General features: G+C 72.3%; 19 protein-coding genes. 9 read left to right on the top strand and 10 right to left on the bottom strand.

Going from position 1 to position 19826, the window contains the following annotated elements:
- Positions 1-6 precede the first annotated feature (6 nt).
- The 7 genes from RTK35_RS00645 to RTK35_RS00615 all read right to left on the bottom strand — a co-directional run bounded on the left by RTK35_RS00645 (position 7) and on the right by RTK35_RS00615 (position 6345).
- Positions 7-984 (bottom strand): lysylphosphatidylglycerol synthase domain-containing protein, encoded by a 978-nt coding sequence (locus RTK35_RS00645; RefSeq protein ID WP_160480858.1) that lies wholly within the window; start codon positions 982-984, stop codon positions 7-9.
- A complete protein-coding gene (gene clsB / locus RTK35_RS00640) occupies positions 981-2189 on the bottom strand; it encodes a cardiolipin synthase ClsB (RefSeq protein ID WP_316907099.1) in 1209 nt (402 codons plus the stop codon). The genes RTK35_RS00645 and clsB overlap by 4 nt, the downstream gene beginning before the upstream one ends.
- Positions 2186-2974 carry an endonuclease/exonuclease/phosphatase family protein gene (locus RTK35_RS00635; protein ID WP_316907098.1) on the bottom strand — a complete coding sequence of 263 codons (789 nt, stop codon included), beginning with the start codon at positions 2972-2974 and terminating at the stop codon, positions 2186-2188. The genes clsB and RTK35_RS00635 overlap by 4 nt, the downstream gene beginning before the upstream one ends.
- Complete coding sequence (locus RTK35_RS00630) at positions 2971-3894, bottom strand: DUF72 domain-containing protein (protein ID WP_316907097.1); 924 nt, start codon at positions 3892-3894, stop codon at positions 2971-2973. Before RTK35_RS00630 ends, RTK35_RS00635 begins: the two co-directional genes overlap by 4 nt.
- 14 nt (positions 3895-3908) lie before the next feature.
- The gene (locus RTK35_RS00625; protein ID WP_316907096.1) at positions 3909-5189 is read right to left on the bottom strand and encodes a zinc-dependent alcohol dehydrogenase; all 1281 of its coding nucleotides are present in this window, start codon (positions 5187-5189) and stop codon (positions 3909-3911) included.
- A 110-nt stretch (positions 5190-5299) separates the two neighbouring features.
- Complete coding sequence (locus tag RTK35_RS00620; protein ID WP_316907095.1) at positions 5300-5911, bottom strand: prepilin-type N-terminal cleavage/methylation domain-containing protein; 612 nt, start codon at positions 5909-5911, stop codon at positions 5300-5302.
- The gene (locus tag RTK35_RS00615; RefSeq protein WP_044403072.1) at positions 5908-6345 is read right to left on the bottom strand and encodes a GspH/FimT family pseudopilin; all 438 of its coding nucleotides are present in this window, start codon (positions 6343-6345) and stop codon (positions 5908-5910) included. The genes RTK35_RS00620 and RTK35_RS00615 overlap by 4 nt, the downstream gene beginning before the upstream one ends.
- Positions 6346-6402: 57 nt before the next feature.
- On the opposite strand from RTK35_RS00615, the gene RTK35_RS00610 reads away from it, so the two are divergent.
- Positions 6403-6828 (top strand): type II secretion system protein N, encoded by a 426-nt coding sequence (locus RTK35_RS00610; RefSeq protein WP_316907094.1) that lies wholly within the window; start codon positions 6403-6405, stop codon positions 6826-6828.
- Positions 6829-6833: 5 nt separating this feature from the next.
- On the opposite strand, the gene gspI is transcribed toward RTK35_RS00610, so the two are convergent.
- The gene (gspI, locus tag RTK35_RS00605; RefSeq protein ID WP_316907093.1) at positions 6834-7226 is read right to left on the bottom strand and encodes a type II secretion system minor pseudopilin GspI; all 393 of its coding nucleotides are present in this window, start codon (positions 7224-7226) and stop codon (positions 6834-6836) included.
- A gap of 245 nt (positions 7227-7471) precedes the next feature.
- Between gspI and gspG the strand changes: the two genes are divergently transcribed.
- Genes gspG through gspF form a run of 7 tightly spaced genes read left to right on the top strand, consistent with a single transcriptional unit; the run spans position 7472 to position 15381 of the window.
- Positions 7472-7900 carry a type II secretion system major pseudopilin GspG gene (gene gspG / locus RTK35_RS00600; RefSeq protein WP_316907092.1) on the top strand — a complete coding sequence of 143 codons (429 nt, stop codon included), beginning with the start codon at positions 7472-7474 and terminating at the stop codon, positions 7898-7900.
- 20 nt (positions 7901-7920) lie between these two features.
- Positions 7921-8766 (top strand): type II secretion system minor pseudopilin GspK, encoded by an 846-nt coding sequence (gene gspK / locus RTK35_RS00595; protein ID WP_208275325.1) that lies wholly within the window; start codon positions 7921-7923, stop codon positions 8764-8766.
- Positions 8763-9899, top strand: a complete 1137-nt coding sequence (gspL, locus tag RTK35_RS00590; RefSeq protein ID WP_316907091.1) for a type II secretion system protein GspL — start codon at positions 8763-8765, stop codon at positions 9897-9899. Before gspK ends, gspL begins: the two co-directional genes overlap by 4 nt.
- Positions 9889-10419, top strand: coding sequence for a type II secretion system protein GspM (gene gspM, locus RTK35_RS00585; protein ID WP_316907090.1), 531 nt, complete (start codon positions 9889-9891; stop codon positions 10417-10419). The genes gspL and gspM overlap by 11 nt, the downstream gene beginning before the upstream one ends.
- A complete protein-coding gene (gene gspD / locus RTK35_RS00580; RefSeq protein WP_316907089.1) occupies positions 10416-12755 on the top strand; it encodes a type II secretion system secretin GspD in 2340 nt (779 codons plus the stop codon). Before gspM ends, gspD begins: the two co-directional genes overlap by 4 nt.
- Positions 12752-14170, top strand: coding sequence for a type II secretion system ATPase GspE (gspE, locus tag RTK35_RS00575; protein ID WP_107331504.1), 1419 nt, complete (start codon positions 12752-12754; stop codon positions 14168-14170). Before gspD ends, gspE begins: the two co-directional genes overlap by 4 nt.
- A gap of 8 nt (positions 14171-14178) precedes the next feature.
- Positions 14179-15381, top strand: coding sequence for a type II secretion system inner membrane protein GspF (gspF, locus tag RTK35_RS00570; protein ID WP_316907390.1), 1203 nt, complete (start codon positions 14179-14181; stop codon positions 15379-15381).
- Here the strand turns inward: gspF and RTK35_RS00565 are convergent.
- Both RTK35_RS00565 and RTK35_RS00560 read right to left on the bottom strand, forming a co-directional pair.
- Positions 15362-17110: an FAD-dependent oxidoreductase gene (locus tag RTK35_RS00565; protein WP_316907088.1), complete on the bottom strand. Its 1749-nt coding sequence runs from the start codon at positions 17108-17110 to the stop codon at positions 15362-15364. The genes gspF and RTK35_RS00565 overlap by 20 nt on opposite strands.
- 197 nt (positions 17111-17307) lie before the next feature.
- Positions 17308-18846, bottom strand: coding sequence for a nucleobase:cation symporter-2 family protein (locus RTK35_RS00560; protein ID WP_044403046.1), 1539 nt, complete (start codon positions 18844-18846; stop codon positions 17308-17310).
- A 318-nt stretch (positions 18847-19164) separates the two neighbouring features.
- On the opposite strand from RTK35_RS00560, the gene RTK35_RS00555 reads away from it, so the two are divergent.
- On the top strand, positions 19165-19800 hold the full coding sequence (locus RTK35_RS00555; protein WP_074971400.1) for a helix-turn-helix transcriptional regulator: 636 nt from the start codon (positions 19165-19167) through the stop codon (positions 19798-19800).
- Positions 19801-19826: the final 26 nt, after the last annotated feature.

Raw genomic sequence — 19826 nt, 5'->3', positions numbered from 1 at the left:
CGCCGCTCAGCCTTTCGCCTGGGCCGGCTCGCCCTTGTCCTCGCGCCAGTCCACGCGGCGCAGCCGGCGTGCCCGGCGCTCCAGCACCAGGTAGACCACGCAGGCCACCGCCAGTGGCAGCAGGAAGTAGATGGCCCGGTAGCCGATCAGCGCTGCCAGCAGGGTGCCCTTGGCGAACTGGTGCTGCATCAGCGCGATGAACACCGCCTCCAGCACCCCCAGGCCGGCGGGGATATGGGTGACCACGCCAGCGATGCTGCTGATCAGCAGGATGCCGAGCACCGTCGGGTAGAACGCCTGGGGTGGCAGCAGCACGTAGATCAGCAGCGCCATCAGCGCCCAGTTCAGCATCCCCAGGCCGACCTGCACCAAAGCCATGCGCAGGCTCGGCAACGTCAGCTCCTGCTGGCGGATGCGCCAGGTGCGGCGCCTGGCGAAGCGGCAGGCGGCCAGGTAGCCGAGGGACAGCGCCACCAGCACGACGCCGATCACCTGCAGGCCGGTCTCGCCGATCTTCCAGTTCTCCGGCAGTTCCACCAGGCGCAGGGCGAACACGCAGCCGGCCAGCAGCATGTAGCCCAGCCAGTTGGTCATCAGGCTCAGGCTCAGTACCTGGGTGATGGTCGGCACGTCGAGCCCCAGGCGCGAATAGAGCCGGTAGCGCATGGCGATGCCGCCCACCCACGAACTCAGGTTGAGGTTGAAGGCGTAGCAGACGAAGGTCACCGGGAAGGTCTGCCACGCCGGCAGCTTGTGGTCCGTGTAGTGGCGGCCCACCAGGTCGAAGCAGCAATAGGTGGCGTAGCTCGCCACGCACGCGGCCAGGCCCAGGGCCAGGGTCCCGGCGCTGTAGGCGGAGAGGGCGCGGACGACCTCGTCCCAGTCCATGTTCTTCACCAGCAGGAACAGCAGCACGGGCACCAGGCAGAAGAAGAACACCGTCAACGCCCGCTTGCCCCAGGTGAACCAGCGTTGGCGATTCATCGGGCCTGCTCCTGTTCCAGCACCGCGTCCTTGGGCTCCACCGGTGTCACCGGTTCGACCCGCGGCGAATGCGCCGGCAGCAGCCCGGCGAGGGCGGGGAAGTGCCGCAGGAAGTGGAAGCACAGGAAGATCAGCGGCGCACGCCACCAGTGGCCCCGGGTGATGCGCTGCAGCGTCACCGCCTTGCAGTGCTGCTGGGCCAGCTGGGTGAGGTGGTCGTGCAACTGGCAGTTGAACGCCGCATCGCGGATCACCACGTTCGCCTCCAGGTTCAGCGACAGGCTCAGCGGGTCGAGGTTGCTGGAGCCCACCGTCGCCCACTCGCCGTCCACCAGCGCCACCTTGCCGTGCAGCGGGCGGCGGCAGTATTCGTGGATCACCACGCCGTCGCGCAGCAGGTAGTTGTAGAGCAGCCGCGAGCACAGGCGGACGATGGGCATGTCCGGCATGCCCTGCATGATCAGCGTCACCTTCACCCCCCGGCGCGCAGCGTTGCGCAGCTCGCGCAGCAGGCGATAGCCGGGGAAGAAATAGGCATTGGCCACCACCAGGCGCTGGCGGGCGCTGCGCAGCGCCTCCAGGTACTGCTCCTCGATGTCGTTGCGGTGGGCCGCGTTGTCCCGCAGCACCAGGCGCAGGCGCGAGCTCCCCACCTGGCGCGGCGTCGGCGGCGGCACGGAGCTGGGCGGCTCCGGCGCATGGGCCAGCAGGTCGCGGCAGACCCGGTGCAGGTCGGCGACGATGGGGCCGCGCAGGGCCACCGCGTAGTCCTGCTTGGCCATCTCGCCGTAGTCGGCCAGGTGGTCGGCGCCGAAATTGATGCCGCCGATGAAGCCCAGCTCGCCGTCCACCACCACCAGCTTGCGGTGCAGCCGGCGGAACAGGTTGGTGCGCAGGCCCAAGCGCCGGGGCTGCGGGTCGAACATGCGCAGGTTCACTCCGGCGGCCGCCAGCTCGGCCACGTAGCGCTCGCCGAGGTCGGCGGTGCCGTAGCCGTCCACCGTGGCCTCCACCCGCACGCCCCGGGCCGCGGCGGCCAGCAGGGCCTCCTTGAGGCGCTGGCCGACCTTGTCCTCGAAGATGATGAAGGTCTCCAGCAGAACCTCGTGGCGGGCGTGTTCGATGGCCTCGAACACGCGGGGGAAGAAGGCCTCGCCATTGATCAGCAACTCCACCTGGTTGCCGTCGCGCCATGGGTAACTCACAGGTGCACCTCCACCAGCAGCGGGGCGTGATCGGACAGGTGCGACCACGGCCGCTGCCGCAAGACTTGGGGGGAATGGGCGCTGGCGTTGCGCAGGTACACGCGGTCCAGCGGCAACAGCGGCCAGCGCGCGGGAAAGCTGCGTGCCGGCGCGCCATGGGCCTCGACGAAGGCCTCGCGCAGGCCGCAGGCGGCCAGCACCGGGTCGGCGCGCTGGCGCCAGTCGTTGAAGTCACCGGCCACGATCACCGGCGCCTCCGAAGGCAGGCCCGCCACCCGATCGCAGAGCAGGGCCAGCTGCTGCTGGCGATGGGCCTCGCGCAGCCCGAGGTGCACGCAGATGGCGTGCACCTCGTCGTGCCCGGGCACCTCCAGCACCGAATGCAACAGGCCGCGCTCCTCGTTGCCGGCGATGGACACGTCGAGGTTCTCGTGGCGCAGGATCGGGAACTTGGAGAGCAGCGCGTTGCCGTGGTCGCCGTCCGGGTAGACCGCGTTGCGGCCATAGGCGTAGGCGCCCCACATGCTGTCGGCGAGGAACTCGTATTGCGGCGTGGGCGGCCAGTCCTGGTAGCGCCGGGAGTGGCGGCGGTGGGTGCCGAGCACTTCCTGCAGGAACACCAGGTCCGCCCCCAGGGTGCGCACCGCATCGCGCAGCTCCGGGAGGATGAAGCGCCGGTTCAGCGCGGTGAAGCCCTTGTGGGTGTTCACCGTGATGATCCGCAGGCGCCGCACCGCCTCGGCGCCGTCGAGCCCGGGCAACGGGCGACCGGGGGCCAGGCTCATGGCAGCACCCCCTCGGCCGGCGGCTGGCCCGGGCGCACCGCCAGGTCCCGGTCCAGCCCCAGGCGCTCCAGCAGGCGGCGGGCGTCGTAGGGCGCGCGCACCTTCAGGTCGTTGTCGAAGTAGCAGTAGACGTCCCGGGAGCCGCCCTCGGTGAGCGGGTCGGGCTCGGCCAGGCGCGCGTCGGGCACCTGCCGGCCCCGCTGCCAGGCCTCGATGCGCCGTTGCCAGGCCTCCAGGGCCTCCTCGCTGTAGCCGCTGGCGTATAGCGTCTTGTCACCGTGCAGGCGCAGGTAGACGAAGTCGGTGGTCAGGTCCTCCAGCAGCGGCCACTTGCCGGCGGTGTCCGCCACCACCAGCGCCACCCCGTGGCGGCGCAGCAGCTCGATGAAGGCCGGGCTGCGGAAGCTCTCGTGGCGGATCTCCACCGCATGGCGCAGGCGGGTGCCCGGCGCCAGGTCCAGGTAGCCCTCGCGGTGCATGCGCGGCTCGCACTGGTGGGCCAGCGCCAGGGCCTGCTCGCCGTCGTGGGGCAACTGCGCCAGGAAGGCCTCGAAGCGCTCGGCATCGAAGCGGAAACTGGGCGGGAACTGCCAGAGCAGGGCGCCCAGCCGGGGCCCCAGGCGCAACAGGCCCGAGGCCATGAAGTTGGCCAGCGGTGCCTCGATGTCGCGCAACCGCCGCACATGGGTGATGAAGCGCGGCGCCTTGACGCTGAAGACGAAATCCTCCGGCGTCTGGGCCGCCCAGTCCGCATAGCGCTCCGGGGTCTGCAGGGCGTAGAAGCTGCCGTTGATCTCGATGCTGCCGACGGCGCGGGCGGCGAAGGCCAGCTCGCGCTTCTGCGCCAGCCCCTCGGGGTAGAAGTCGCCCCGCCAGGGGGCATAGCGCCAGCCGGATATGCCGATGCGTACGCAAGCCATGGGCGTCCCCCCCGTCAGCGCTGGCGGTCGTCGATGGCCCGCTGCAGGGCGCCGGCCACCTGTTCGGCGTCCTTCACCTGCTCCTCGCCGGCAGGGCCGGCCGAGCCGTGGCGCTGGGGATGCAGCTCCACCTTGATCCAGCCGGCCTCGCGCCGGTCGAAGGCCTTGAACGCCTCGATGGCGTCGCCCATGGGCTTGACCTGGGTGAGGATGCGCGCCGGGTCGATGCGCTTGGCCAGCACCAGTTCGATCAGCCGGGGGATGTACTTGCGGTGGTGGCAGTTGCCCATGTTCAGGGTGAGGTTCTTGTTCATCGCCAGACCGATGGGGAAGTGCCGCGCCTGGGGCGGGTAGACGCCGATGATGGACAGCGTGCCGGCCTTGGCCAGGCCCTCCACGGCCCATTGCAGGGCCTGGCTGGGGGCGTCGCCGGGGTGCCAGTTGGCGCCGTCCGGGTGGGTGCGCGGAGTCAGCTCGGCCATTTCCTGGCGCTGCGCTCTGCCGCTGGCGCACCCGTGCTCGGCGTCCACGCCCACGGCGTCGATGGCGCGGTCCACGCCGATGCCGTCGGTGAGCCGGCGCAGCACCTGCACCGGGTCTTCCCGGTCGAAGTCGATCACCTCGGCGCCTTGCTGGCGGGCCATGCGCAGGCGGTCGGGCCGGTGGTCCACGGCGAACACCCGCGCCGCGCCGAAGAGGAACGCGCTGGCGATGGCGAACTGGCCCACCGGCCCGCAGCCGAACACCGCCACGGTGTCGCCGGGGGTGATCTCGGCCATCTCGGCGCCGAAGTAGCCGGTGGGGAAGATGTCGGACAGCAGGATGGCCTGGTCGTCGCTGATCTCGCTGGGCAGGCGCACCAGGCCGATGTTGGCGTGGGGGATGCGCGCCTTCTCCGCCTGCAGCCCGTGGAACGGACCGGTGGCGGCGGGGCCGCCGTAGAAAGCGGTGCCGGCCTCCTTGCCGTTGGGGTTGGCGACGTCGCACTGGGCGTAGTAGCCGGCCCGGCAGTAGCTGCAGTTGCCGCAGGCGATGGTGGAGGGCACCACCACCCGGTCGCCCACCTGCAGGTTGCGCACGTCCTCCCCCAGGGCCTCGACGATGCCAACGCCCTCGTGGCCGAGGATGGTGCCCTTGACCATGCCGCTGACGCTGCCGCGCACGAAATGCAGGTCGGTGCCGCAGATGGCCGAGGCCGTGAGGCGGATGATGGCGTCGGTCGGGGCCTGCAAGGTGGGTTCGGGCACATCCTCCAGGCGGATGTCGCCCACGTCATGGAAAACCACGGCCTTCATGCTGGCTGCTCCTGTCTGGCTCCGGGACCGGCCGGGGTCGTGCCCGGCCACCTGATGAGTCCGACTGGGGCAGGGCGGTGGGGTTCAGGTTTTCTGCCCGGGCGGGCGGCTCAGTCCAGCGGGCCGAACACCTGGCGGTAGCGCTCGCGCCCCTGGGGCGTTTCGCGGCTGAAGCGCAGCTCCAGGCCCCGGGGATTGCGCACCGGCGTACCGGCCAGGGCGTGCCAGCCGCTGCCCTCGGCCCAGGTGCGCAGCTGGAAGTCGCCGATACCCTCCAGCACCGTCACCGCGCGCCCCAGGGGCGGCAGCGGGTAGCGCTGTGCCGGGGCGGAGGTGGCGCGCCGCAGCACGCCGCCTTCCACCCACCAGCGCACCCGTTGCAGGGCGCCGGGCTGGCCGGGGGCGCGGCGCACCAGCTCCAGGCGGGTGAGCAGCCGCCCGCCGCCGCGCACCTGCACCGCCGCCAGGCGCTCGGCGGGGGGCGGCGGCTCGTCGGCCCGGCGCGGGGGTTCCAGCTCCACCCCGGCGCGCTGGTCCAGGTCCCGCTGCAGCTGGTTCAGCGCACGCAGCAGGGCGTCGTCCCGCTCCGTGGCCAGGCGCAGGTGCTCGTCGGCGCGGCTGACGCTGTCCAGGCCGCGCCAGGCGATCAGCGCCACCACCGCCATCAGCAGGATCGCCACCATCACCTCGATCAGGGTGAAACCCCGCTGGCGCGCCGTCATTCCAGCTCCAGGCGGCCGTCGGCGCCGCGCACCAGGGCGACCCGGTTCAGCCCGTCGGAGAGTTCCACCCGTGCCGGGCTGCCCAGCCACTCGGCGTCCAGCAGCAGCCGGGGCGGGGTCGCCCGCACCCGCGCGCCGGCCAGTTGCCAGGGGCGCGGGCGCAGCGTGGCATCGCCGTCCAGGGCACTGCCGGCCGACGCACCCAGGCGGCGGAAGCGGTAGCCGCGCTCGTCCGCCTCCCAGGCGATCACCTCGCCGCTGCTGCGGGCCTCGTCCTGGGCCACCTGCAGCAACAGCACCAGGCGCCGCGCCTCGTCCCGCAGCAGGCGCGCCGGGTCGGGGCGGATGCTCAACCCCACGGCGGCGCTGGCGATGCCGATCACCACCAGCACCACCATCAGCTCCACCAGGGTGAAACCCCGAGCCCGTGACACAAAACCGTGAAGATCGCCTGCTAGGGTCGGCTGCCTGACCTCAGGGAGGACCGCCCCATGCACTGGACCCGCCGACCCGCCCCCGCCGCCCTGGTGCAGGGCGCCGCCATCCTCGCCACCCTGGCAGGGCTGGCCACCTGGTACCTGCTGCTGAGCGACCCGCCGCCCCTGGAGGCCCGCGCCAGCAGCGCCACGGCCGTGCAGGTGGCGGTGCCGGAACAGCCGGCCCGCTGGTTCGCCCGGCGCAGCGACAGCGTCACCCTGCAGGTGACCGGGCTGTTCGCCGGCCCGCGTGGGCGGGTGGCGATCCTCGCCGTGGACGGCAGCAGTCCGCAGCCGTTCCTGGTCGGCGAGCCGCTGGCCGAGGGGGTGTGGCTGGAGGCCATCGAGCCCGATGCCGTGGTCATCCGCCGGGGCGAGCGCCGCGAGCGCCTGGCCATTCCGCGCCTGGCCCAGGGGCCGGAGCTGCCGGATCTGCGCTGAGCGCCTCATGGGCGCACCGTCCCGGCGTCCTGCGCCGGCAGGCGGGCGTTCAGGCGGGCCAACGGCGGCCCGTCGGCGTCCCGGGGGTGGACCTCCAGGCGCAGGTTGAACAGCTCGCCGTCCCGCGTCACCTCGCGCACGCAGGCCAGGCGCAGCCGCCCCTGGTCGCAGTCGCGCACCTCGCGGCCGCCGCGCAGGCGGCCCTGCAACTGCGCCTCGGCCAGTTCACTGCGCGCCGCCAGCAGCGCCAGCGAACGGTCCCGCAGCAGGCCGCTGCCCTGGGTCGCCACCCCGGCGGCGCGCACCGCCGCCGACATGGCCACGGCGACGATGGCCAGGGCCACCAGCACTTCCACCAGGGTGAAGCCGGCCGCGTCGCGGCGGGGGAATCGGGTCATCGCGCGTTCTCCAGGCTGTGCCCGCGACCCTAGCCGGGTCAGCTGACGAAACGGCGACCAATGCTCAGGAGGAGGCGGTCCCCGGGCGCCAGGCACAGTCCCGAGAGCCGTATCCCAGGGCCGCCGGGGCCGCCAAGCTCCCGAGGATTTTCAATCGGTCTGACATATCCGCTTGGAACAATCCGCTGCATCTGATCGGGCAAGAGCCCGCCGACCGGCAAGGACTGCAGCGAGGAGTAACGGATATGGATGGCGTGCGCCTGGCCTCCCAGCGAGGCTTCACCCTCATCGAGATCATGGTGGTGGTGGTGATCCTCGGGATCCTTGCCGCGATGGTGGTGCCCAAGGTGCTCGACCGGCCGGACCAGGCCCGTGCCACCGCCGCCCGCCAGGACATCGCCGGGCTGATGCAGGCCCTCAAGCTCTACCGCCTCGACCAGGGCCGCTACCCCAGCCAGGCCCAGGGCCTGAAGGTGCTGGTGGAAAAGCCTGCCGACGCCGCCACCAGCAATTGGCGCGCCTACCTCGAACGCCTGCCCAACGACCCCTGGAGCCGGCCCTACCAGTACCTCAACCCGGGCGCCAACGGCGAAGTGGACGTGTTCTCCCTGGGCGCCGACGGCCAGCCCGAAGGCGAGGGCGTGAACGCCGACATCGGCTCCTGGCAGCTCTGAACGTGGACCGGCAACGGGGCATGGCGGTGATCAGCGCGCTGCTGGTGGCGGCGCTGGTGGCGGTGATCGCCGCCGGCCTGCTGGCCCGCCAGGCGCGGCTGGTGCGCCTGGCGGAAGGTGAGGGCGAGCGCCAGGCGGCCCAGTGGGTGGCCCGCAGCGCCACGGCCTTCGGCCTGCAGCGCCTGCGCCAGGCCTGGCAGCAGGACCCGGCCACGCGGCTGGATCAGGGTTGGGCCCGTGGCTGGCAGCTGCCGGTGACCGACAGCGCCGCCTTCGACGGGCGCCTGCTGGACGAGCAGGGCCTGTTCAACCTCGCCAGCCTGGTGCACGAGGGCCAGCTCGATCCGCTGGAGCAGGCCGCCTTCCAGCGCCTGGGGGCCAGCCTCGGCGTCGCCCCGGCGACCCTCGCCGCCCTGGAACAGCGCCTGCTGGCCGCCTACGGCGAGGCCCGCCTGCCGCGCCCGCGCAGCCTGGAGGACCTGGCCGGCGCGCCGGGGGTGGAGCCCCGCGCGCTGGCGCGGCTGGCGCCCTTCGTCACCGTGCTGCCACTGCCCGGCTGGGTGAACGGCAACACTGCGCCGGCCGAAGTGATCGCCGCGCGGGTGCCCGGCCTCGGCCTGGAGCGGGCCCGCGCCCTGGTGGCCGAGCGTGACCGGGGCCAGGGCTTCATCAACAGCGGCGATCTGCTCAATCGCCTGCGCCTGCCGCAGCTGGACACCGAGCAGGTGCGCCTGGGCATCACCAGCGAATGGTTCCGCCTGCAGGGCCAGGTTCGCGTCGGCAGCCGCCAGTGGCCGCTGGAGGCCTTGCTGTTCCGCCCCGAGGACGGCGCGGCGCGGGTGGTCTGGTCGCGGGTGGGCGCATGAAGCGCCGCCTGCGCCTGGCCCTGCCGCCCTTGCGCCTGCTGGAGCCCGGCAGCGTGCTGGAGGGCCTCTGGCTGGAAGCACGCGAGCAGGCCTTGCCCTGCTCGGTAGCGCTCCCGACGCTGGCCGCCACGTTGCGCGGCGCACCCCTGGAACTGCGCCTGCACCCCGAAGACAGCCTGCTGGCGCGGGTGGCGCTGCCGCCCTTGCCGGCCCCGCGCCTGGCCGCTGCGGCCGCCTGTGCCCTGGACGGCCTGGCCCTGGAAGGGCGCGATGCCCTGCACCTGGCCCATGGCCCGCGCGAGACCGACGGGCAGGTGCAACTGGCCTGGCTGGCACGCCCGGCCCTGGCACGGCTGCAACGCCTGCTGGCGGGGGTTCGCTTCCGCCTGGTGCCGGCACCGTTCTTCCTGCCGCTGCCGCCGCCCGGCCAGGTCAGCGCCCAGTGCCTGGACGGCTACCTGGTGGCACGCAGCGGGCCGGACCACGGCTGGGTGCACCCGCTGCCGGCGCTGGCCCTGGCCGAGCAGCCCGACCCCACCCGCTGGCACTGGCTGGGGCCAGGCGGCCCCGAGGGTGTCGCCGCGCTGCCCGTCGAAGCCGCCTGGCAGGGGCCGGCCGGCACCCTCGACCTGGCAGCTGGTGCCGCCCCGCGCCACGAAGGCACGGCGCGCTGGGGGCGGGCCCTGGGTTGCTGCGCCCTGGCGGCGCTGGTCTGGACCCTGGGCCTGAACCTCTACGCGGCGCAGCTCGCCGAGCAGGGCCAGGCCCTGCGCCGGCAGATGAACGAGCGCGTGCGCCAGGCCTTCCCGCAGCTGCCGGTGGTGCTCAACCCGCTGCAGCAGGCCCGCCAGCAGCGCGACGCCCGCCTGGCCGGGCAGGCGCCGGGGGCGGACGGCTTCGACAGCCTGTTGCGCCAGGCCGGCCTGGCCCTGGCGCTGCCGGCCGGCAGCCTGGAGGGGCTGGACTACGCCGACGGCGCCCTGCACCTGATCCGCCCGGCGCGCAGCGCCAGCCCCTTGCCGGCCGACTGGCAGGCGACCCTGGCCCCCGCCGGCCTGGAGGGCGAGGCCGTGGCCGATGGCTGGACCCTGCGCCGTGCACCGGCCCCGGAGGCCCGCCGCGATGAACCGTGAAGCCCTGCAGCAGCGCTACGACGAGGCGCGCCAGGCCTGGCAGCGGCTGGCCCCCCGCGAGCGCCGCGTGCTGCGCGTGGCGGCCCTGGTGCTGCCGCCGTTGCTGCTGTGGTTCGCCCTGGTGGACCCGGCGTTGCAGCGCATCGACCACTGGCAGGCGGAGCTGCCGCGTCTGCGGGCCCAGGCGCAGACCCTGGAAACCGTGCTGGCGGAGGCGGGCGTGGGCCAGGCGCTGCCCCCCGGGGAGGCCGACACCCGCCTGCGCGAGACCCTGGAGCGGGCCGGGCTGACGGAACACGTGCGCCTCGGCGGCGAGCCGGGGCGTTGGCAGGTGCAACTGGACGGCGCCCCGGCGCCGGCCCTGATGGAGTGGCTGCTGGGCGGCTTGCCCAGCGTGCCGGTGCGGGTGCGCGAAGTCCGCCTGCGGCGGGATGGCGAACGCGATGGAAAGGCGGCGGAAGGCCGGCTCACGGGTGTCATCGAATTGGACAGGGCGCCAGGCACAGGGGAAGGATCATGACAAAACGTAATTGGCGCGGCTGGCAGGGCCCGGCGCTGCTCGGCCTGGTGGCGGTCCTGGCCGCCTGCAGCCAGGGCGGCGCACAGGTGCCGCCGGTGCTGCCGGCCCCCAGCGAACTGGGGCGCCCGCTGGTGGCGCCGGGGCCGGCGGTGGACACCCTGGCCGAGCGCCAGCGGCGCCAGGCCCAGCTGGAACAGCAGCAACGCGAGGCACGGGCGCGCCAGGCCCACGCACCAGGGCCGTCTGCGCCGCGCCCGGCAGCGGGCAGCGGGGCGTCCGGCCTGGGGGAGCAGCCGGTGCAGCTGAACTTCGTCGAGGCGGACATCCCGGCGGTGTTGCGGGCGCTGTCCCGCGCCACCGGCCGGCAGTTTCTCGCCGATCCCCGGGTCAAGGGCCAGCTGACCCTGGTCTCGGAAGGGCCGGTGCCGGCGCGAACCGCCTACGGGATGCTGCTGGCGGCGCTGCGCATGCAGGGCTACTCGGTGGTGGAGGCGGGCGAGGTCAGCCAGGTGGTGCCCGAGGCGGACGCCAAGCTGCTGGGCGGGCCGGTGGGCGACGGTGACCGCGCGGCGGGCAACGGCATGATCACCCGCACCTACCGCCTGCAGTACGAGAACGCGGTGAACCTGATCCCGGTGTTGCGGCCCATCGTCTCGCCGAACAACCCGATCAACGCCTACCCCGGCAACAACACCGTGGTGGTCACCGACTACGCGGAGAACCTCGACCGGGTGGCGGCGATCATCGCCAACATCGACGTGCCGGGCTCGGTGGACACCGACGTGGTGCCGGTGCGCAACGGCATCGCCACCGACATCGCCGCGATGCTCGGCGAACTGATGGACACCCCCGGCGGCGATGCCGGGCAGAAGGTCTGGGCGGTGGGCGACCCGCGCTCCAACAGCGTCATCCTGCGCACCGGCAGCCCGGAGCGCACGGCCCTGGCGCGGCAGCTGATCGACCGCCTGGACAGCGCCCAGGGCAACCCCAGCAACCTCCACGTGGTGTACCTGCGCAACGCCCAGGCCAACAAGCTGGCCCAGGCCCTGCGCGGGCTGCTCACCGGCGAGGCGGAGGCCGGCGGCGGGCAGGGCGACGGCACCCGCGAGCGGCTCAACGGCGGCGAACTGGGCGGCCAGGGCCAGGCCGGCAGCACCCGGCAGTCCGCTGGCACAGGCACCCCGTCCCGCAGCGGCAGCCAGGCGGTAACCGCCACCACCCCGACCGCCAGCGGCCAGGCCCACGGGGTGGAAGCGCCGGTGGCATTTTCCGCCGGGGGCGCCACGGTGCAGGCCGACACCACCACCAACACCTTGCTGATCTCCGCGCCCGAGCCGCTGTACCGCAGCCTGCGGGAGGTGATCGACCTGCTGGACCAGCGCCGCGCCCAGGTGGTGATCGAGAGCCTGATCGTCGAGGTCAGCGAGGACGACGCCAGCGAGTTCGGCATCCAGTGGCAGGCCGGCGACCTCGCCAACGGCTGGTTCGGCGGTGCCAGGCTGGGCGGCTCCGGTCTCACCACCACCGCGCGCAACAGCCTGGACGTGCTGCCCGGCGGGCTGAACATCGGCAAGGCCTCCGGCGGGGTGGACATCCCCGGTGTCGGCCGGGTGCTGGACCTGAAGGTGCTGGCCCGGGCGCTGAAGGCCAAGGGCGGCACCAACGTGCTGTCGACGCCGAACCTGCTGACCTTGGACAACGAGGTGGCGAGCATCTTCGTCGGCCAGACCATCCCCTTCGTCACCGGCAACTACGTCACCAACGGCGGCGGCAACAGCAACAACCCGTTCCAGACCATCGAGCGCGAGGAGGTGGGGCTGCGGCTGAACGTGCGCCCGCAGATCTCCGAGGGCGGCACGGTGAAGCTGGACATCTACCAGGAGGTCAGCAGCGTGGACGAGCGCGCCACCAGCGACGCCGGCACGGTGACCCAGAAGCGCGCCATCGACACCAGCATCCTCCTCGACGACGGCCAGATCATGGTGCTCGGCGGCCTGCTGCAGGACGGCTACACCGAGACCAGCAACGCCATCCCCGGGCTCTCGGCGCTGCCGGGCGTGGGGGCGCTGTTCCGCAGTGACCGGCGCACCCGCAGCAAGACCAACCTGATGGTGTTCCTGCGGCCCTACATCGTCCGCGATGCCGCCACCGGCCAGGGCATCACCCTCAACCGCTACGACTACATCCGCCGCGCCCAGGGCGCGCTGCAGCCGGTGCGGCGCTGGTCCCTCGACGACATGCAGGCGCCGCAGCTGCCGCCGGCCGCCCAGGCCATGCCACCGGCACAGCCCAGGCCGATGCGTGCCGTGCCGCTGGCCCCGGGGGAGCAGCCGTGAGCGGCCTGCCCTATGCCTGGGCGCGGGCCCAGCGGGTGCTGCTGGAGGGCGGCACGGACGAGCCGGTGCTGCTGATCAGCGAGGCCACCCCCGGCTGGGCCATCGGCGAGGCGCTGCGGCGGTTCGCCGGGGCGCGGCTGCAGCCGGTCAGCGATGCCGAGCTGGAACAGGCCCTGGCCCGGGCCTACGCCGACACCGGCAGTGCGGCGGCGGTGGTGGGCGCGGTGGAGAGCGAGGTGGACCTGGACCGCCTGCTGCAGGACATCCCCGAGGTGACCGACCTGCTGGAGGCGGAAGACGGTGCGCCGGTGATCCGCATGATCAACGCGCTGCTGACCCAGGCCGCGCGGGACGGCGCCAGCGACATCCACATCGAGCCCTTCGAGAGCCACGCCGTGGTGCGCTACCGGGTGGACGGCACCCTGCGCGACGTGGTGGCGCCACGCAAGGCGCTGCACCCGGCGCTGGTGTCGCGGATCAAGATCATGGCGCAGCTGGACATCGCCGAGAAACGCCTGCCCCAGGACGGCCGCATCGCCCTGCGAGTGGCCGGTCGGCCCATCGACGTGCGCGTTTCCACGGTACCCACCGGCCACGGCGAGCGGGTGGTGATGCGCCTGCTGGACAAGCAGGCCGGGCGCCTCAGCCTGGAGCGCCTGGGCATGGCGCCGGGGCTGCTGGCGCGGCTGGACGGGCTGATCCGCCAGCCCCACGGCATCGTGCTGGTCACCGGGCCCACCGGCTCGGGCAAGACCACCACGCTGTACGCCGCCCTGGCCCGGCTGGATGCCAGCGTGCACAACATCCTCACCGTGGAGGACCCGGTGGAGTACGACCTGCCGGGGATCGGCCAGGTCCAGGTCAACGCGCGCATCGACATGACCTTCGCCCTGGCCCTGCGGGCGCTGCTGCGGCAGGACCCGGACATCATCATGATCGGCGAGATCCGCGACCTGGAGACGGCGCAGATCGCCGTGCAGGCGTCCCTCACCGGGCACCTGGTGCTGGCCACGCTGCACACCAACGATGCCGTCTCCGCCGTGACCCGCCTGGTGGACATGGGCGTGGAACCCTTCCTGCTGGCCTCCAGCCTGCTGGGGGTGTTGGCCCAGCGCCTGGTGCGGCGGCTCTGCCCGCAGTGCAAGGCGCCCGACCCGCTGCAGCCCGGCGGCTGGCGCGCGGTGGGCTGCACGGCCTGCAACCACACCGGCTACAGCGGGCGCACCGGCATCCATGAGCTGTTCGTGATGGACGACGGCGCCCGGGCGCTGGTCCATGAAGGCGCCGCCGAGCAGGTGCTGCGCCAGGCCGCGCGGGCGGCGGGGATGGCCAGCATGCGCGACGACGGCGAGCGCTGGGTGCTCGACGGCACCACCACGCGGGAGGAAATCCTACGCGTGACCCGGGACACCTGAACATGGACGTGCAGCGCTACCGCTACGAGGCCGCCGACGCCGGCGGGCGCATCGAGACTGGCGTGCTGGAGGCCGACAGCGAGCGCGGGGTCCTGGCGGCCCTGCGCGGGCGTGGACTGGTGCCGCTGGAGGTGGCCCCGGCAGCGCCGGCCGCTTCGGCGGGCTGGCTGGCGCCGCGCCTGTCGGAAACCGAACTGGCCGGTACCACCCGCCAGCTGGCCAGCCTGCTGGGCGCCGGCATGCCCCTGGAGGCGGCGCTCAGCGCGGCCCTGGAACAGGCCGAGCGGCGCCACGTGGCCGAAGCCCTGGAGGCGGTGCGGGGGGATGTGCGCAGCGGGGTGCGCCTGGCCGATGCCCTGGGGGCGCGGCCACGGGACTTTCCCGCCATCTACCGCGCGCTGGTGGCGGCGGGCGAGGAGTCCGGCGACCTGGCCCAGGTGATGGAGCGCCTGGCGGACTACGTGGAGGAGCGCAACGCCCTGCGCGGCAAGGTGCTGACGGCGTTCATCTACCCGGCGGTGGTGGGGGTGGTGTCCATCGGCATCGTGGTCTTCCTGCTCGGCTTCGTGGTGCCCCAGGTGGTCAGCGCCTTCTCCCAGGCGCGCCAGGACCTGCCGGGCCTGACCCGCGCCATGCTCCAGGCCAGTGACTTCGTGCGTGCCTGGGGCCTGGCCTGCGCGGCGGCCCTGGTGGCCGCCGGCTGGGGCTGGCGGCGCTACCTGCAGAACCCGGCGGCACGCCTGGCCTGGCACACACGGGTGCTGCGCCTGCCGCTGGTGGGGCGCTTCGTGCTGGGGGTGGACACGGCCCGCTTCGCCTCGACCCTGGCCATCCTCGGTGGCGCCGGGGTGCCGTTGCTGCGGGCGCTGGATGCAGCGCGGGAGACGCTTTCCAACGCGCGCCTGGCGGCCTGCGTGGCCCAGGCTTCCCTGGCGGTGCGCGAAGGCGTGGGGCTGGCGGTGGCGCTGAAGGCGGGGCGGGTGTTCCCGCCGATCCTCATCCACCTGATCGCCAGCGGGGAGAAGACCGGCGCGCTGCCGCCGATGCTGGAGCGCGCGGCCCAGACGCTGTCGCGGGACATCGAGCGGCGCGCCCTGGGCATGACGGCGCTGCTGGAGCCGCTGATGATCGTGGTGATGGGCGGCGTGGTGCTGACCATCGTGATGGCCGTGCTGCTGCCCATCATCGAGATCAACCAACTGGTTCAGTGACCGCGCGCGGGCTGCGGGCCGGGGCATCGAGCCCGGCGGCGTGGCGCCCGGCGATGTAGCCGAAGGTCATGGCCGGGCCGAGGTTGATGCCGCCGGAGGGGTAGTGCCCGCCCATCACGCTGGCCATGTCGGTGCCGGCGGCGTAGAGCCCGGCGATGGGCTGGCCCCGGGCATCCAGCACCCGTGCATGGCCGTCGGTGCGCAGCCCGGCGAAGCTGCCGAAGCAGCCGGGCAGCACCTTCACCGCATAGAACGGCCCGTGCTCGATGGGGGCCACGCAGGGGTTGGGCCCGGGGTGCCCGGGGTCGCCGCTGCGGCGGTTGAAGGCGGTGCTGCCGCGTCCGAAGGCCGGGTCCTGGCCGTCGCGGGCGTGGCGGTTGTAGGCGGCGAGGGTAGCGGCCAGGCCGGCGGGGTCGATGCCGCAGGCGGCTGCCAGTGCCTCGGGCGTGGCCCCGCGCTTCAGGTAGCCGCTGCGCAGGTGCACGCCGATCGGCAGCGGTGCCGGGCGTACGTGGCCCAGGCCGTAGCGGCGGAGGAAACGGTGGTCGCACACCAGCCAGGACACCACCGGTTCGCCTTCCGGCGTGGTACGCAGCAGGGCGTCGACGTAGTCGTAGTAGCCGTGGGCTTCGTTGACGAAGCGCTGGCCGCTGGGCAGCACGGCGATCACCCCGGGCTTGCCGCGCTCGATGATGTGCGGGAAGTGCCCGGTGCTGCCGTCCCCGTGCGGCACCTCGGACACCGGCGCCCAGGCCAGCGGTGCACGCAGGTCGCGGGCCACCACGCCCCCGGCGGACTCGCCCAGGCGCAGGCCGTCGCCGCTGCAACCGGGCGGCGGCAGGGCCAGGGTGGCCTGGCCGTTGCGCTCGTGCGGCACCAGCTCGCGCCGTCGCTCGGCGTCATGGGCGAAGCCGCCGGTGGCCAGCAGCACGGCACGGGCGCGGATGCTGTGTTCGACGCCGTCCTGCTCGATCACCGCGCCGCTGACGCGGCCTGCCTGCAGCAGCAGGCGCCGGGCCGGGGCCTGGGTCAGCAGGGTGACCCCCAGGTCTTCAGCGGAACGGGCCAGGCGCGCCACCAGCGCCACACCGTTGACCAGCTGCAGGGCGCGACCATGACGGGCCAGGTGCCACAGGTGGCGGCTCACACGGCGCGCCACGTGGAGGAAGGCACGGGGCGAGCGGGTGAGGTTGAGGAAGGCGGCGAGGTCGGTGCCGGCCATGATCGGCATGCCGAGGAACGAGGTTTCCCGCATCGTCGTGCGCAGGCGGGGCAGCAGGTCCAGCACCGCGTGGCCGTCGTAGGGCGCGGCGATCAGCTGGTGTCCGCCGGTGGCCGCACCGGGAGCATCGCCATGCATGTCGGGAATGCCGTTGCCATCGGCGAACTGCAGGGCGGTGTGCTGCTCGAAGAAGGCCACCATCTCGGGGCCGTGATCGAGGAAGGCATCCACCAGCTCGGCGCGGTAGTGCTCACCCAGCACGTGACGCAGGTAGGTGCGGGCTTGCTCGGGGGGCTCGTCGATCCCGGCCCGGCGCGCCAACGGGTTGCGCGGCACCCACATCCAGCCCCCGGACCAGGCCGTCGCCCCGCCCAGTACCGGGTCCTTCTCCACCAGCACCACCCGCTTGCCGTGGTGAGCCGCCGTAACCGCCGCCGCCAGCCCGGCAGCACCGGAACCGATGACCAGCAGGTCGCATTCGAGGGGAGGGGAAGCGGGTGTGAGCATGGGATATTCCTGAATGTGGAACGAGGTTCCATATTCTATGGGGGCACCCGGGGCGGGACCAATCAGGTGGGGTGGGCAGTGGGCGGTCAGCGAACGGAAATGAACAGGCGTTTCCAGCAGGCCCGGTAACCCGCTGGGCCCTGCCGCCCAATGAAAAACCCCGTCAAAGGACGGGGTTCTTCAGAGCAGGCAAGCCGTCACGCACTACTGGGTTCCGCCGCCTTGCTGCTGCGCCCGGCACTGCGTGGCGCGGGGTGGTGGTCGTCGTCCTCGCACAGAGGCACTTCATTGCCGGCGGCGTCGTACAGCTTGCCGTTCTGGAAGTAGTCACCCTCGTTCAGGCAGGCGATGTCGGTGTAGCGCAGCTGGCGCTCGCGGCCGGCAGCGATCACCGAAGGCTGGTCGGGCGTGCCGGCGGTGAAGTGGTTGAACACCAGGTTGAGCACGATGGCCATGATCGCGGCGGAGCTGATGCCGGAGTGGAAGATGGTTTCGAACCAGCCGGGGAACTGGTGGTAGAAGGTCGGCGCGGCGATCGGGATCATGCCGAAGCCGATGGAGGTCGCGACGATGATCAGGTTCATGTTGTTGCGGTATTCCACCTTGGCCAGGGTGCGGATGCCGCTGGCGGCCACGGTGCCGAACAGCACGATGCCGGCGCCGCCCAGCACGGAGGTGGGCACCGCCGCGATGATGCGCCCCATCACCGGCAGCAGGCCGAGGGTCACCAGGATCAGGCCGCCGGTGGCGACCACGTAGCGGCTCTTCACCCCGGTGACGGCCACCAGGCCGACGTTCTGGGCGAAGGCGCTCTGGGTGAAGGAGCCGAACACCGGCGCCAGGATGCTGGACAGCATGTCGGCACGCAGGCCGTCGCCCAGGCGGCGGGAGTCCACCTTGGTGCCGATGATCTCGCCCACGGCGAGGATGTCGGCGGAGGTTTCCACCAGGGTCACCATGATGACGATGCACATGGAGATGATGGCGGCCACATGGAAGGTCGGCATGCCGAAGTGGAAGATCGAGGGGAAGGCCACCAGCGGTCCTTCGGAGACTTTGGAGAAGTCCGCCATGCCCAGGGACATGGCCACCAGGGTGCCGATCACCATGGCCAGCAGGATCGACAGGCGCGAGATGGTGGCGCTGCCCACCTTGCTCAACAGCAGGACCACCGCGAGGGTGAGCCCGGCGAGGCCGATGTTGGCCATGCTGCCGAACTCCGGCGACTGGCTGTTGCCACCCATGGCCCAGCGCGCGGCCACCGGCATCAGCGTCAGGCCGATGGTGGTGATGACCACGCCGGTGACCAGCGGCGGGAAGAACTTGGTGATGCGGGAAAACACCGGGGTGATCAGCAGGCCGATGAGCGAGGCTGCCATCACCGCACCGAGCACCGACTGGATGCCGCCGCCTTCGCCGCTCTGGAGGATGGCGATCATGGTCGCCACGCCGGCAAAGGACACGCCCTGGACCAGGGGCATCTGGCTGCCGAAGAAGGGAACACCGAGGGTCTGGAGGAGGGTGGCTAGGCCACCGGCGAAGAGCGAGGCGGCGATCAGCAGGCCGATCTCGGCGGGGGAGAGGCCGGCGGCCTGACCGAGGATCAGCGGTACGGCAACGATGCCGCCGTACATGGTCAGGACGTGCTGCATGCCGTACGCAAGGTTGGCGCCGACGCTGAGTTTTTCATCTTCCGGCCGTTGTGCTGCGGGCGCGGTCGTAGCGGTGTTTTTCATGGAGGTGCACTCACTTCTTGTCGTTGTGCGCGCACTGTAGTGCTTTTTGTCTCAATGTTTCCAGATGGTTGTATACATAAAATTCAGCACCCTGTGTGCGATTTGCGACCGGCCAGTCGGCGCTTTGGCGTAGGAGCGCGTGAAACCTGCGTTCCAGAGCGGATTCGTTGAAAGGGCCGAAAAGCGTCCGTGGCCGTGAAGCTGGACGAACGGTCAGGAAATCTGCGGGAAGGCCGTTCGCTGACACGGGGAATGCGCTCGACACTGGCCGGAATGCCCTTCTAATATGCAAGCCCCTTCTTGCCTAAAGCCCCGCCGATGACCGACGACTCCGCCACCTCCACGGCCGACCGCATCCTGATGCTGGTGAAGACCCGGGGCCCGCTGGCCACCGCCGAACTGGCCGAGGAACTGGAGCTGACCCCCGAGGCCGCCCGCCAGCAGGTGCAGAAGCTGGCCCAGGGCGGCTTGCTGGAGGGCCAGCAGGCGCCCATCAGCGGGGCCGGGCGTCCGCGCCAGCGCTGGGCGCTCACCGAGGCCGGCCACCGGCGCTTCCCCGATGCCCACGCGCAGCTCACCGTGCAGTTGATCGCCTCGGTGAGGCAGCTGTTCGGGGAGGAGGGCATGGACCGCCTGATCGGCCAGCGCGAGTGCGAGACCCGTGCGCTCTACCGCCAGGCCTGCCAGGCCGACAGCGTGGTTGGGCGCCTGCAGCAGCTCGCCGAGGTGCGCTCCCGCGAGGGCTACATGGCGAGGGTGGAGGCCGATGGCGCGGATTGGCTGCTGATCGAGGACCACTGCCCGATCTGCGCAGCAGCCACGGTCTGCCAGGGGTTCTGCCGCTCGGAGCTACAGCTGTTCCGCGAGGTGATCGGTGCCGACGCCGAGGTGGAGCGCGAGCAGCACCTGCTGAGCGATGCCAATCGCTGCGTCTACCGCGTTCGCCTGAAGTGAGCCTCGCGCCCGAAGTTGCCGGGCGC

It is taken from the genome of Pseudomonas sp. zfem003 (assembly GCF_032621675.1).
GTDB lineage: Bacteria > Pseudomonadota > Gammaproteobacteria > Pseudomonadales > Pseudomonadaceae > Metapseudomonas > Metapseudomonas otitidis.
Note: the sequence above shows the minus strand (reverse complement) of the source record. Positions and strands in the feature narration are given on the sequence as shown.

Bases quoted from the DNA above. Each gene is read 5' to 3' on its own strand.
- RTK35_RS00645 (WP_160480858.1), bottom strand. From the start codon at position 984: ATGAATCGCCAACGCTGGTTCACCTGGGGCAAGCGGGCGTTGACGGTG.
- RTK35_RS00635 (WP_316907098.1), bottom strand. From the start codon at position 2,974: ATGAGCCTGGCCCCCGGTCGCCCGTTGCCCGGGCTCGACGGCGCCGAG.
- RTK35_RS00630 (WP_316907097.1), bottom strand. From the start codon at position 3,894: ATGGCTTGCGTACGCATCGGCATATCCGGCTGGCGCTATGCCCCCTGG.
- RTK35_RS00625 (WP_316907096.1), bottom strand. From the start codon at position 5,189: ATGAAGGCCGTGGTTTTCCATGACGTGGGCGACATCCGCCTGGAGGAT.
- RTK35_RS00620 (WP_316907095.1), bottom strand. From the start codon at position 5,911: ATGACGGCGCGCCAGCGGGGTTTCACCCTGATCGAGGTGATGGTGGCG.
- RTK35_RS00610 (WP_316907094.1), top strand. From the start codon at position 6,403: ATGCACTGGACCCGCCGACCCGCCCCCGCCGCCCTGGTGCAGGGCGCC.
- gspI (WP_316907093.1), bottom strand. From the start codon at position 7,226: ATGACCCGATTCCCCCGCCGCGACGCGGCCGGCTTCACCCTGGTGGAA.
- gspG (WP_316907092.1), top strand. From the start codon at position 7,472: ATGGATGGCGTGCGCCTGGCCTCCCAGCGAGGCTTCACCCTCATCGAG.
- gspK (WP_208275325.1), top strand. From the start codon at position 7,921: ATGGCGGTGATCAGCGCGCTGCTGGTGGCGGCGCTGGTGGCGGTGATC.
- gspL (WP_316907091.1), top strand. From the start codon at position 8,763: ATGAAGCGCCGCCTGCGCCTGGCCCTGCCGCCCTTGCGCCTGCTGGAG.
- gspM (WP_316907090.1), top strand. From the start codon at position 9,889: ATGAACCGTGAAGCCCTGCAGCAGCGCTACGACGAGGCGCGCCAGGCC.
- gspD (WP_316907089.1), top strand. From the start codon at position 10,416: ATGACAAAACGTAATTGGCGCGGCTGGCAGGGCCCGGCGCTGCTCGGC.
- RTK35_RS00565 (WP_316907088.1), bottom strand. From the start codon at position 17,110: ATGCTCACACCCGCTTCCCCTCCCCTCGAATGCGACCTGCTGGTCATC.
- RTK35_RS00560 (WP_044403046.1), bottom strand. From the start codon at position 18,846: ATGAAAAACACCGCTACGACCGCGCCCGCAGCACAACGGCCGGAAGAT.
- RTK35_RS00555 (WP_074971400.1), top strand. From the start codon at position 19,165: ATGACCGACGACTCCGCCACCTCCACGGCCGACCGCATCCTGATGCTG.